This window comes from Agrobacterium sp. MA01, from assembly GCF_009650195.1.
In the GTDB taxonomy this organism is placed as follows: domain Bacteria; phylum Pseudomonadota; class Alphaproteobacteria; order Rhizobiales; family Rhizobiaceae; genus Allorhizobium.
Genome location: NZ_CP045854.1, coordinates 1103477 through 1115729 on the forward strand (window position 1 = coordinate 1103477; position 12253 = coordinate 1115729).

The 12253-nt window shown below is 62.1% G+C and carries 11 protein-coding genes; 5 read left to right on the forward strand and 6 right to left on the reverse strand.

The annotated features are described in order from the left end of the window. Nucleotides 1–88 precede the first annotated feature (88 nt). The 3 genes from GH983_RS05335 to GH983_RS05345 all read left to right on the forward strand — a co-directional run bounded on the left by GH983_RS05335 (nucleotide 89) and on the right by GH983_RS05345 (nucleotide 3334). Nucleotides 89–1753, forward strand: coding sequence for an electron transfer flavoprotein-ubiquinone oxidoreductase (locus GH983_RS05335; RefSeq protein ID WP_153761845.1), 1665 nt, complete (start codon nucleotides 89–91; stop codon nucleotides 1751–1753). A gap of 253 nt (nucleotides 1754–2006) precedes the next feature. Next, a complete protein-coding gene (locus GH983_RS05340) occupies nucleotides 2007–2621 on the forward strand; it encodes a L,D-transpeptidase (protein ID WP_054149623.1) in 615 nt (204 codons plus the stop codon). Between the two features lie 305 nt (nucleotides 2622–2926). After that, a complete protein-coding gene (locus tag GH983_RS05345; protein WP_054149622.1) occupies nucleotides 2927–3334 on the forward strand; it encodes a helix-turn-helix domain-containing protein in 408 nt (135 codons plus the stop codon). 9 nt (nucleotides 3335–3343) lie between these two features. On the opposite strand, the gene GH983_RS05350 is transcribed toward GH983_RS05345, so the two are convergent. Beyond that, entirely contained in the window at nucleotides 3344–4258 is a 915-nt protein-coding gene (locus GH983_RS05350; RefSeq protein WP_153761846.1) for a DMT family transporter, read from the reverse strand. A gap of 129 nt (nucleotides 4259–4387) precedes the next feature. On the opposite strand from GH983_RS05350, the gene GH983_RS05355 reads away from it, so the two are divergent. Continuing rightward, entirely contained in the window at nucleotides 4388–4861 is a 474-nt protein-coding gene (locus GH983_RS05355; RefSeq protein ID WP_054149649.1) for an Lrp/AsnC family transcriptional regulator, read from the forward strand. Between the two features lie 48 nt (nucleotides 4862–4909). Here GH983_RS05355 and GH983_RS05360 read toward each other — a convergent pair whose 3' ends face one another. Both GH983_RS05360 and GH983_RS05365 read right to left on the reverse strand, forming a co-directional pair. Next, complete coding sequence (locus GH983_RS05360; RefSeq protein WP_153761847.1) at nucleotides 4910–5932, reverse strand: zinc-binding alcohol dehydrogenase family protein; 1023 nt, start codon at nucleotides 5930–5932, stop codon at nucleotides 4910–4912. Nucleotides 5933–6124: 192 nt separating this feature from the next. Then, a complete protein-coding gene (locus GH983_RS05365; RefSeq protein ID WP_153761848.1) occupies nucleotides 6125–7342 on the reverse strand; it encodes an MFS transporter in 1218 nt (405 codons plus the stop codon). A gap of 253 nt (nucleotides 7343–7595) precedes the next feature. Between GH983_RS05365 and GH983_RS05370 the strand changes: the two genes are divergently transcribed. Then, entirely contained in the window at nucleotides 7596–8513 is a 918-nt protein-coding gene (locus GH983_RS05370; protein ID WP_054149619.1) for a diacylglycerol kinase family protein, read from the forward strand. A gap of 54 nt (nucleotides 8514–8567) precedes the next feature. Here GH983_RS05370 and GH983_RS05375 read toward each other — a convergent pair whose 3' ends face one another. Genes GH983_RS05375 through oppB form a run of 3 tightly spaced genes read right to left on the reverse strand, consistent with a single transcriptional unit; the run spans nucleotide 8568 to nucleotide 12218 of the window. Continuing rightward, nucleotides 8568–10175, reverse strand: a complete 1608-nt coding sequence (locus tag GH983_RS05375; RefSeq protein WP_153761849.1) for an ABC transporter ATP-binding protein — start codon at nucleotides 10173–10175, stop codon at nucleotides 8568–8570. Nucleotides 10176–10177: 2 nt separating this feature from the next. Next, entirely contained in the window at nucleotides 10178–11302 is a 1125-nt protein-coding gene (locus GH983_RS05380) for an ABC transporter permease (RefSeq protein ID WP_153761850.1), read from the reverse strand. Continuing rightward, complete coding sequence (gene oppB, locus GH983_RS05385; protein WP_069041774.1) at nucleotides 11295–12218, reverse strand: oligopeptide ABC transporter permease OppB; 924 nt, start codon at nucleotides 12216–12218, stop codon at nucleotides 11295–11297. Before oppB ends, GH983_RS05380 begins: the two co-directional genes overlap by 8 nt. Between the last annotated feature and the right edge of the window lie 35 nt (nucleotides 12219–12253).

Below are 12253 nucleotides of genomic sequence, written 5' to 3' on the forward strand. Positions count from 1 at the left end.
CGCCTTGGCGCGTCGCGCTTCGGCTCGACAATTGGGTTCGGTTTTGTCAAGGAGGAGGCGGATGGGACCGCCTGATGAGGAAATGACGATGAGCACGGATATGGAACTGCCAGAACGCGAAAGCATGGAATTCGACGTCGTGATCGTGGGCGCAGGTCCCGCAGGTCTGTCGGCAGCGATCCGTCTGAAACAGGTCAATCCGGATCTGACCGTCGTCGTGCTCGAAAAGGGTGCGGAAGTCGGCGCGCATATTCTCTCCGGTGCCGTGGTGGATCCCATCGGCATCGACCGGCTGATCCCCGGCTGGCGCGAGGAAGCCGACCATCCGTTCAAGACGGAAGTCACCGATGACCAGTTCCTCTTCCTCGGTCCGGCCGGCTCAATTCGCCTTCCCAACATGCTGATGCCGCCGCTGATGAATAATCACGGCAATTACATCGTCTCGCTCGGCAATGTCTGTCGCTGGCTCGGCGCCCATGCGGAAGCGCTCGGCGTCGAGATCTATCCGGGCTTTGCAGCCTCCGAAGTGCTCTACAATGACCAGGGCGCCGTGATCGGCGTCGCGACCGGCGACATGGGCATCGAGAAAAACGGCGAGCCGGGTCCGGCCTACACGCGCGGCATGGAACTGCTCGGCAAATATGTGCTGATCTCGGAAGGCGTGCGCGGTTCGCTCGCCAAGCAGTTGATCGCCAAGTTCGACCTGTCGCGCGACAGCGACGTGCAGAAGTTCGGCATCGGCCTCAAGGAGCTCTGGCAGGTCAAGCCCGAGCACCACAAGCCGGGCCTCGTGCAGCACTCCTTCGGCTGGCCGCTCGGCATGAAGACCGGTGGCGGCTCCTTCCTCTACCACCTCGAAGACAACATGGTTGCCGTCGGCTTCGTCGTGCACCTGAACTACAAGAACCCCTATCTCTCGCCCTTCGAGGAATTCCAGCGTTTCAAGACGCATCCGGCGATCGCCAAGACCTTCGAGGGCGGCAAGCGGCTCTCCTATGGCGCACGTGCGATCACCGAAGGCGGCTACCAGTCGGTGCCCAAGCTCTCCTTCCCGGGCGGCGCGCTGATCGGCTGTTCCGCCGGTCTCGTCAATGTGCCGCGCATCAAGGGCAGCCACAACGCCGTGCTCTCCGGCATGCTGGCAGCGGAAAAAATTGCGGATGCGATTGCCGCCGGCCGCGCCAATGACGAACCGATCGAGATCGAGAACGAATGGCGTTCGACCGACATCGGCAAGGACCTCAAGCGCGTGCGCAACGTCAAGCCGCTCTGGTCGAAGCTCGGTACGGCGCTGGGCGTCGGCCTTGGCGGCATCGACATGTGGATGAACCAGCTCCTCGGCTTCTCCTTCTTCGGCACGCTGAAGCACGGCAAGACCGATGCGGCATCGCTCGAGCCGGCAGCGAGCCACAAGCCGATCGCCTATCCGAAGCCGGATGGTGTGTTGACCTTCGACCGCCTCTCCTCGGTGTTTCTCTCCAACACCAACCACGAGGAAGACCAGCCGGTCCACCTCAAGGTCAAGGACATGGATCTGCAGAAGCGATCCGAACTCGACGTCTATGCCGGTCCGTCGACCCGCTACTGTCCGGCGGGCGTCTATGAATGGGTGGAGAAGGAGGGCGAGCAGACCTTCGTGATCAACGCCCAGAACTGCGTTCACTGCAAGACCTGCGATATCAAGGACCCGAACCAGAATATCAACTGGGTGCCGCCACAAGGCGGCGAAGGGCCGGTCTATCCGAACATGTAAATGTTCGAGAGGCAGGCCCGCACGGACCGCCGCTGGCAAATTGGCGGCGAAGGGCCGGTCTATCCGAACATGTAATGTCTATTTAAAGGGCGGTCGAGAGGCCGCCCTTTTTGCATTGCAGTGCGGTGTCGCCACCAGCCACCGCCCCATCTTCGCCATCGATCTTAACAAGCACCTTTAGATTTAACCCGTCATTAACCATAAATTCCTAGGCTCCTCGGCAACGAATCGTAATCCCGAGGACGCCTGAAACATGACCATTTCCCGCCGCGGTCTTCTGTTTGGCCTGCCGCTCTTCATCGCCGGCTGCCAGTCCGTTCCCAATCAGCAGGCCCTGTATGGCGACGTGCCGGACGAGCCGTTTCCGCTGAAAAAGGTACCGATCGAGAAGATCAAGCCGGAACTGCGTCGTCAGGAAGTGGCATACGAGACGCCACACGCTCCGGGCACGATCGTGGTGAATACGCCAGAGCGCCGGCTCTACCACGTGATGGGCAATGGTCGGGCCATGCGCTACGGCATCGGCGTCGGGCGCGCGGGCCTTGCTCTTTCCGGCAATGCTTATGTCGGTCGCAAGGCAGAATGGCCGAGCTGGACGCCGACCCCCAACATGATCCGCCGTGACCCCGAGCGGAACCTGAAATATGCCGGCGGTGTGCCCGGCGGCCCGAACAATCCCCTCGGCGCCCGCGCCATGTATCTCTATCGTGGCGGCAACGACACCATGTTCCGCATTCATGGCACCAACCAGCCCTGGTCGATCGGCCAGGCGATGTCCTCGGGCTGCGTCCGCATGATGAACCACGACGTGATCGATCTCTATGCCCGCGTCGATGTCGGCAGCAAGGTCGTTGTGATTCAGGCCTGATCGGCACTGCGACTTTCCCGTCTTTATTGTGGCGCTGGTCCCTGACCGGCGCCACTTTGCTGTGATCGATTGGCACTGTCTTGTCACACCCAGTCACGACTGTGCCATCACGCTTGCAGCTCCAAGCCTTTGCCCCAATCTCCCCGCAATGAAACTTTCCGGCGCTCTTGTGCGTCGAATGTCTGGTTGACGCTGTGTCGACCAATTCCGATCGGCCGGAGGCTTTTTCCGCCGACCGATCGGGACTAAGTGGGAACAGATGCGCCGGTGACCGGCCGCGTCTAAGATTTGAGAAGGGATTTTGAATGGCTCGCGATATGAACGCCGGCTTGTCCGACCTCGGTGGTTGCCAGATCGAGGCGACCCTGCAGCTGTTCGACGGCAAATGGAAGGGCGTCATCCTCCACCATCTCCTCAAGGACGAAGTGCTGCGCTTCAACGAACTGGTGAAGCGCCTGCCATCGATTACCCATCGCATGTTGTCGAAGCAGTTGCGCGACATGGAGGTCGCCGGTCTCGTCGCCCGCACCGTCTATCCGGTCGTGCCGCCGCGTGTGGACTATTCGCTGACCCCGCTCGGCCGCAGCCTCGAGCCGGTGCTTCAGGCGATCGGCCGTTGGGGCCAGGAGAACCTCGTGGCCGTCGAGGATGCGGCACTGAAGCCGAGCGAGAGCCCGACGGGCAGTGCGGCGATCATGCGTTCTGCTGCGTGATGCCGGCCGTCAGCCTGCGGGCGGACGTCGGGACAAAAGGCCGGTGGACAAGAGGACGCCGAGCCCGGTGACAAGCGCCGCAACGAGAACCGAGATGCCGAGCGGCTCCGCAAGCAGCACGGCACCGCCAATGGCCGCAGCCACTGGCGTGATCGCCGTATAGGCGGCAGCCTGGGTTCCGCCGAGCGCGCGAACTGCCGTCCCATAGAGCAAGGTCGCGACCAAGCCTGAAAGCAGGCCCTGTGTGACGGATTGCAGAGCAATTTCCCCCAAAGGTGCCGTCAGGAATTGGGTGCCGACAAAGGGCAGGGCCGCAAGGTTGAGAAGGGTCGACCAGACGCAGATCAAGGCCGCTCCTTCGAAGGCATCGAGTCCGCTGCGGCGGAAGGCATGGGTATAGACGGCCCAGAGCGTCGCGCCGATGGGAAGGATGGTGAAGCTGATCCAGCCGAGCCCGTCAGCACCCAGATTGCCCGCGAGCAGGATGCCGCCGCCTGCGAGGATCGCAACCATGCCTGCCTTGCGCCATCTGTCGGGTCGTTCGCCAAGGAATGCCATCCCGATGACTGCGACCGCAAGCGGCATCAGCCCCGGCAGCAAGACGCCGGCCGCCGAGGCGGGTGTATGGCGCATGCCAAAGGCGACGATCTGAAAGAAGGGCGCGCCGGAGCCGAGAATCATCAGGCAGAGTGGTCCCATGGCCCCCTTGGGAAACAGGCCCGTACGCCACCAGACCGGCGCCAGCACGAGCGCCGGAATTCCGTAACGCAGAAGACTGAGGTCGAGGGGGCCAAGCCCGGCGCCGACGCTATGACGTGTGGAAACCAGCCACGAGGCCCAGATGAGCACGACGGACAGCGCCGACAATGCACCCAGCGCTGAGCGGCCGGAGCCGGGAAGGGGAGTGGTGCCGACGGCGGACATGGTTGCTCCAGAGGATGATGCTTGCGTCCAATCTTATGCCGTTCGCTCTGACGTGTCCTTGCGCAATGCACGCCTGATGGTTAGCAATTTGACAGAATATGCCAAAAAAAAGCGCTGGAGTTCTAATTGCTGCCAAAACTCGATAAGTTCGATCACGCGATCCTCAAGCTTCTGCAGGATGACGCACGCATCACCAATGTCGAGATTGCCGACAAGGTCGGGCTCTCGCAATCGCCTTGCCTCCGACGTATCAGGCTGATGGAGGAGAGCGGTCTCATCCGCGGCTATCGTGCAGATCTTGACCGTCGGATGCTGGGGCTCGAACTCACCGTGTTCGTCGCCTTCAAGGTGGCGCGCCACACGCGCGAGAACGCCGATGCGCTGCACGAGGCCCTGCTCGACATTCCCGAAGTCGTCGCCTGCTACATGATTTCGGGCGAGTCCGATTTCCTGGCAGAAGTCGTTGTCGAAAATCTCTCGGCCTACGAGACCTTGCTCACGGAGAAGCTACTCGTCTTGCCCAACGTGACCGACATCCGGTCGAATTTTGCGATCAGGAGCGTCAAGACAGGCGCGCCGCTGAAGCTCCCGGTTCGCACCTGATCGCGGAAGAGGTGGCCTCCGCAGAGACGGCGGCCGGTAAGAACTGGCTCAGGCCGGAAAACCTTCCAGCACGATCTTGCCGCGCGTGCGGTTGCTCTCGATCAGCCTGTGCGCCTCCCGCAGATTTTCCGCTGTGATCGGCCCGAGCACGGTATCGAGCGTCGTGCGGATTTTGCCCGCGTCGATGAGTTCGGCAACATGCGTCAACAGCTTGTGCTGCTCGATCATGTCAGGCGTCTGGAAGACCGGCCGGGAGAACATGAACTCCCAGTGCAGGGAGACGACCTTCTGCTTGAAGGCAAGGATGTCGAAGCCTTCGGGGAAGTCGTCGATCAGGCAGATGCGGCCCATCGGCGCGACGATCTCGGCCATCGCCAGTCGATGCTGGCCGCTATGGGTCACCGAGAAGATGAAACCCGGCGGGTCGATGCCGAGTGCGGCAAATTCCTGGGCGAGCGGCTTGCTGTGGTTGATGACGTGATCGGCACCGAGAGACTTCGCCCAGTCCACCGTCTCCGGGCGCGAGGCAGTGGCGATGACGGTAAGGTCGGTTAGTTCCTTGGCAAGCTGGATGGCAATCGAGCCGACGCCACCGGCACCGCCCGTAATCAGGATCGACCGTCCGGCGCCGAGGACCGGATCGCTCACCTTCAGTCTGTCGAACAGCGCCTCGTAAGCGGTGATGGCAGTCAGCGGCAGGGCGGCGGCTTGTGCGAAGGAGAGCGTCTTCGGCTTCAGGCCGACGATGCGTTCGTCGACGAGGTGATATTCGGCATTGGTGCCCGGACGATTGATCGCGCCGGCGTAGTAGACCTCGTCTCCTGGCTTGAAGAGGCTGACATCCGGACCGACGGCCTTGACCACGCCCGCCGCATCATAGCCGAGGATCCGGGCTTCGCCTGCCGGCGGCGTCTGGTTGCGGCGAACCTTGGTATCGACCGGGTTTACCGAGATCGCCTTGATCTCGACGAGGAGATCGTGGCCCGTCGCCTCCGGCACGGGCAGCTCGAGATCGACCAGCGCCGTCTCCGAGGTGATGGGCTGGGGCATATGGAAGCCGATGGCGCGCATGGAAAACTCCTGTCTGGCGTTTGAACGCTACCCATTAAGGACATTGATTGGAGTTCTGCAAGAATGCACATGTTGTCTGTAGGCACAGAAAAGAACCTCGGTTCATTTCACAGTGCCGACTATGTCACGCCCTTGCGAAAGGATGGCCAGCAATTTCCCGGCTGTCCCCTCAAGCGGACCTTGAAGACCGCCTCAGCCGCGTGACGGCCTTTTCTCCAAAGCAATGGAGATCAGGAAGATGATCAGGCCGAAGGCCGAGAGCACCGAGCCGACATAGCCGGTGGCGGCGTAGCCGTAGCCGGCGGCAATCACCAGTCCGCCGAGCCATGCGCCGAGCGCGTTCGCAATGTTGAAGGCGGAATGATTGGTGGCGGCGGCGAGCGTCTGCGCGTCGGCTGCCACATCCATGAGACGGGTCTGCACGGCCGGGCAGGCGGCAAAGCCGCAGCCGGTGAGGAAGACGCAGATGCACAGCATGATCGGATTGTGCGCGGTGAGCGAAAAGACTGCCATCAGCACGATATTGAAGGCGAGCATGCCACCGATCGTCCCCTTCAGCGAATAGTCGGCCATGCGGCTGCCGACGATATTGCCGACATTCATGCCAATACCGAAGAGGGCAAGAACCACTGCCACCATGCTGGCCGGGAGACCCGCGGTATCGGTCACGGTCTTGGCGATATAGCTGAAGATCGCAAACATGCCGCCGAAGCCGACGGCAGCGACACCGAAGGACAGCCAGACCTGCAGGCGCCCGAAGGCCGACAGTTCGCGGCGGATGCTGGCACCCTCGGCCACTTCGTCTTTCGGGAGATAGAGTGCGATCAACGCCACGGTTATGGCCGCGATGGCTGCTACCAGGAAGAACGCGGCGCGCCAGCTCATCAACTGGCCCAGGAAGGTCGCGATCGGCGTGCCGATGAGCGTGGCGATGGTCAGCCCCAGCATCACGCGGCCAACGGCCCTAACGCGACGGTTTGGCGGCGCCATGGCGGCGGCAACCAGGGCGGCCACGCCGAAATAGGCCCCATGCGGCAGACCGGTGACGAAGCGAAGAAGCGTAAATGTCGAGAATTCAGTGGCGAGCGCGCTGGCGAAATTGCCGACGGCGAAGAGGCCCATGAGCAGCAAGAGCAACGTCTTGCGCGGAAGTTTGGCGGCAAGTGCTGCGATGATCGGTGCGCCGATGACGACACCCAGCGCATAGGCGCTGATCACATGGCCTGCCTGCGGCACCGTTACCCCGTAGGTCTCTGCGACCTCCGGCAGCAGCCCCATGATCACGAACTCGCCGGTCCCGATGCCAAAACCGCCAGCGGCGAGCGCCAGTTCGATCAGCAGGATCGTCGTTGGCGTCAGGGCCGGGGACTGTTGTAGTTCTGCGGTGGGGGACGAAGCGAATTCGGTCATGAAAACACCATGGGCGCGCAAGAGAACCTTGCCACGCGAAACGCGCTTCCGAGGAAGCCGAAATGAAAGAAAGGAGCCAGCAGGCCGTTAAGAAGGAACTGTTTTTTATCATATCCGTGTGCGCTGCGGCAAAGGCTTTTGCTCGCCATCTTGAAATCTGCTCGTGCGCTATCGATCTGCAGGCGGCTTTCGAAACTTTCGAGGCGTCGACACGTTGTGAGCATTGGCCTCTCAAGGGCCGCGAAAGGGCGACATGAAAATCAAGGCGGTACTCAATCGCGAAGGTGGCACCTTCAAGACCACCGACATGCAGACCTATTGCGAGACGGCAACCCGGGCCTTTGCGGCGAAGGGCCACGATCTCGTATGCGATGTCGTCGGCGGCGACGAGGTTGTGCAATCTCTGGAAAAGGCGAGCAAAGAGAGCGACCTTGACGCGCTTCTGGCCGGCGGTGGAGACGGCACGATATCCACGGCCGCAGGCATCGCCTGGGAAGCCGGCGTGCCGCTCGGCATCATCCCCGCCGGCACGATGAACCTCTTTGCCCGCTCGCTGAAGCTACCGCTCGATATCTGGAAGGTACTCGACCTCTTGGCCGACGCAACCGTTGTCAACGTCGATATTGCAACGGCGAACGGTCGTCCCTTCGTGCACCAATTTTCCGCAGGTCTGCACGCCCGCATGGTCCGGATGCGCAACCAGATGAATTTTGCCTCCCGTATCGGCAAGATCCGGGCAAGCACCAGCGCCGCCTTCGGCGTCATGCTCGATCCGCCGCGCTTCGAGGTCGTCTTCGACATCGACGGCGACGGCCGCAGCGAGGAGCGCCCGGTCTCGGCGATTTCCGTCTCCAACAATCCGCTCGGCAACAATTCGCTGTTCTTCGCCGACCGAGTCGATACCGGCAGGCTTGGCGTTTATCTGGCGGAGCCGCTGGAACCGACAGGCGTCGGCAAGCTGGCTTTCGATATCATCAGGGGCAAGTTCAAGGAGAACGAGGCAGTGACCGCCTCGACTGCGGAGAAGGTGCATCTCCATTTCCCCAAACATCGCAAGGGTGCCGCCTGTGTGCTCGACGGCGAATTGCTGCGCATGCCCGCTGACGTCGAGATCAAGATCCATGCCGGACAGCTGAAGGTGCTCGTGGCGCGGCCGCAGGCGCCGGCATGAACCAAAACGGCGCCCGATTGGGGCGCCGCTTTCTGGTTTGTGGATGAACCGAGCTCAGTGGCTGAAGGCCGCCGCGATCAGGTCGCGGGTATAGTCTTCCTGCGGATGATCGAAGATCGCCTCGGTCGCACCCTGTTCGACGATCTTGCCGTTCTTCATCACGATGACATGGTCCGACATCGCACGGATCACCGACAGGTCGTGGCTGATGAAGACGTAAGAAAGCCCATGCTTGTCCTGCAGGTCGCGCAGCAGTTCGATCACCTGACGCTGCACGGAGCGGTCGAGCGCTGACGTCGGCTCGTCCAGTATGACGACCTTGGGCTTCAGGATCATCGAGCGGGCGATCGCGATGCGCTGACGCTGGCCGCCTGAGAATTCGTGCGGATAGCGGTTGCGCGCTGCCGGGTCGAGGCCAACCTCCTTGAGAGCAGCAATGGCCCGCGCATCACGCTCGGCGCGGCTGAGCTGCGGCTCGTGCACGTAGAGACCTTCGGTGATGATCTCGCCCACCGTCTGGCGCGGCGAGAGTGAGCCATAGGGGTCCTGGAACACCAGCTGCAGCTGCTTGCGGAAAGGGCGCATGCCAGCGCGATCGAGGCTCGTGATATCCGCCGTCTCGAAGCGGAAGGCTCCATCGGCTGCGAGCAGCTTCAAAAGCGCCCGTCCGAGCGTCGATTTGCCAGATCCCGACTCCCCGACGATGCCGATGGTCTGGCCCTGGCGGAGCCGAACGCTGACCTGGTCGACAGCCCGGAAGGTACGGTTCGGACGCAGGAAACCACCGCTGCCGATGTCGAAATCGACGGTGACATTGCGACCTTCCAGCACGACCGGCGCATCGTCAGCCGGCGGCGGCTTTGTACCAGAGGGTTCTGCCGCCAGCAGCATCTTCGTGTAGTCGTGCTGGGCGTTGCCGAAGATCGCATCGCGGCTTCCCGTTTCGACGATCTCGCCCTTGCGCATGACAGCGACACGGTCGGCCACGTGCTTGACCACGCCGAGGTCGTGGGTGATCAGCACGATCGCCATGCCGAAGCGCTTCTGCAGGTCAGCCAGCAGATCGAGGATCTGCGCCTGGATGGTGACATCAAGCGCGGTCGTCGGTTCATCCGCGATCAGCACGTCGGGCTCGTTGGCCAAGGCCATGGCGATCATCACGCGCTGGCGCTGGCCGCCGGACATTTCGTGCGGATAGCTGTCGATGCGGCGCTCGGGGTCGGGAATGCCGACGAGCTTCAAGAGTTCCAGCACGCGGGCGCGCGCTTCCGTCTTGCTCATGCCGCGATGATGGATCAGCGGTTCTGATATCTGCTTGCCGATCCGGTAGAGTGGATCGAGCGAGGTCATCGGCTCCTGGAAGATCATGGTGATCTTCGCACCGCGCACCTTGTTCAACTCGCCGATCGGCAGGCCGACGATGTTGCGTCCGCCATAGACGGCCTCGCCGCTGACATCGCCGTTCTTGGCGAGCAGGCCCATGATGCCCATCATGGTCTGGCTCTTGCCCGAGCCACTTTCGCCGACGATGGCGAGCGTTTCGCCCTTCTTCACCGAAAAGCTGATGCCCTTGACTGCTTCCACTGTGCCGTCGGGTGTCGCGAACGTCACCTTGAGGTCGGAAACGTCGAGCACGGTTTCGTTGTTTGTCCTGTCGTCCATGCTCATCGGTCCTTCGGATCCAGCGCATCCCGCAGGCCGTCGCCCACGAAATTCAGCGAAAACAGCGTCACCACGAAGAAGATCGCCGGGAAGATCAAAAGCCACGGCGCATTTTGCATGCTGGCGGCCCCTTCCGAGATCAGCGTGCCCCAGCTGGCAAGCGGCGCCTGGACGCCGAGGCCGAGGAAGGACAGGAAGCTCTCAAGCAGGATGACCTTCGGCACGATGACCGTGACGAAAACGATGACCGGGCCGATCGTGTTCGGGATGATGTGACGGCGGATGATCTGCCAGTCGGTTAGACCCAGCGCTTCTGCGGCTCCGACGAATTCGCGGCGCTTGAGCGACAGCGTCTGCCCGCGCACGATGCGGGCCATTTCCAGCCATTCCACCGCCCCGATCACCAGGAAGATCAGGATCACCGATCGCCCGAAGAAGACCACGAGCACCACGACGAGGAAGACGAAAGGCAGCGAGTAGAGGATTTCGACGATCCGCATCATCACATTGTCGACGCGGCCACCGAGATAGCCCGAGGTCGCGCCATAGACGACACCGATGCCGAGCGAGACGAGGCTGGCAGCAAGACCCACGGCGAGCGAGATCTGCCCGCCGAGCATGACGCGGACGAGCAGATCACGGCCGTTGGAATCGGTGCCGAAGGGGAACGTGATCTGGTCCACATTGCCGGATACGGTGAGGCTTCGACCATCCGCTGCCTGGTCCACGACTTCCGAATTCTTGAATTCGTTGTTGCGATCGAAATAGCGGATCGTGCGGGGATCGATTTCCCCATCCGAGCTGATCACGGCAGTAAACCGGCCATCCTCGACCGTAAAGCTGTCGAGTTGCACTCTTGCCCGCTGGGCCACGCTTTCGGCGACGTCCTGCAGCGTCTCGGGATCGGGCCTTGGAGTCAGGCTCGGCGGCACGTTGACGTAGGAGGAGAAGACCTGATCGTAGCTGTGTGGCACGAACAGCGGGCCGGCGAAGGAGAACAGGGTCACGAACGCCAGAAGCACGCAGCCCGAGATGGCTGCCTTGTTGCGTCGAAAACGCATCATGGCGAGCTGGGCGAGGCTGCGTCCGGTGATCTCCGGCTGGGGGGAAGCGGTGATATCAGTCATTGCGAACCCTCGGATCGAGCAGGCCATAGGCGATGTCGACCAACAGGTTGAAGACGATCACGAACACGGCGACGAGGATGACGGTGCCCATGACGAGGGGATAGTCGCGGTTGAGTGCGCCGAGCACGAAGTAGCGACCGACGCCGGGAATGGTGAAAATCGTCTCCACCACTGCGGAACCGGTCAGAAGTGCGGCGGCACAGGGTGCGAGATAGGAGACGATCGGCAGCATCGCACCGCGCATCGCATGCGTGACGACGACGACACGCGAGGGCAGGCCGTAAGCCTTGGCCGTGCGGATATGGTCGGTATGCAGCGCCTCGATCATCGCGCCGCGGGTCAGGCGGGCGAAAACGGCAAGCTGCGGCAGAGCAAGCGCCGTCACCGGCAGGATGAGGTAACGCAGCGAGCCGTCGCCCCAGCTACCGGCCGGCAGCCAGTTGAGGATCACGGCAAACAGAAGCGTCAGCACCGGACCCACGACGAAATTGGGAATGGTCACGCCGACCGTCGCAAACGTCATGACCGCAAAATCGATCGTGCTGTTTTGCCTGAGTGCTGCGACCGTCCCGAGCAGGACGCCGCCGATGAGCGCGACCAGGATCGCGATCCCCCCCAGCTGGATCGAATAGGGCAGGGCCTTGCCGATCAGTTCGGAGACCGTGTTGTCCTTGTAGATGAAGCTCGGACCGAGATCGCCGGTGACGGCATTGCCGATATAGCTCAGATACTGGCTGATCAGCGGCTGGTCGAGTTTGTAGGTGGCCATGATATTGGCCATCGTCTGAGGCGGAAGCGGGCGCTCGAGATTGAAGGGGCCGCCGGGCGCAAAGCGCATCAGAAAGAATGAGATGGTGACGACGATGAAGATCGTCGGGACGGCGCTCATCAGCCGCCGGAGTACGAAGGATGTCATGTCCTGCTCCTGAATGGACGACGCGCGGCTTGAAC

Coding starts and splice junctions, on each gene's coding strand:
- GH983_RS05335 (WP_153761845.1), top strand. CDS start 89: ATGAGCACGGATATGGAACTGCCAGAACGCGAAAGCATGGAATTCGAC.
- GH983_RS05340 (WP_054149623.1), top strand. CDS start 2,007: ATGACCATTTCCCGCCGCGGTCTTCTGTTTGGCCTGCCGCTCTTCATC.
- GH983_RS05345 (WP_054149622.1), top strand. CDS start 2,927: ATGGCTCGCGATATGAACGCCGGCTTGTCCGACCTCGGTGGTTGCCAG.
- GH983_RS05350 (WP_153761846.1), bottom strand. CDS start 4,258: ATGTCCGCCGTCGGCACCACTCCCCTTCCCGGCTCCGGCCGCTCAGCG.
- GH983_RS05360 (WP_153761847.1), bottom strand. CDS start 5,932: ATGCGCGCCATCGGCTTCCATATGCCCCAGCCCATCACCTCGGAGACG.
- GH983_RS05365 (WP_153761848.1), bottom strand. CDS start 7,342: ATGACCGAATTCGCTTCGTCCCCCACCGCAGAACTACAACAGTCCCCG.
- GH983_RS05370 (WP_054149619.1), top strand. CDS start 7,596: ATGAAAATCAAGGCGGTACTCAATCGCGAAGGTGGCACCTTCAAGACC.
- GH983_RS05375 (WP_153761849.1), bottom strand. CDS start 10,175: ATGGACGACAGGACAAACAACGAAACCGTGCTCGACGTTTCCGACCTC.
- GH983_RS05380 (WP_153761850.1), bottom strand. CDS start 11,302: ATGACTGATATCACCGCTTCCCCCCAGCCGGAGATCACCGGACGCAGC.
- oppB (WP_069041774.1), bottom strand. CDS start 12,218: ATGACATCCTTCGTACTCCGGCGGCTGATGAGCGCCGTCCCGACGATC.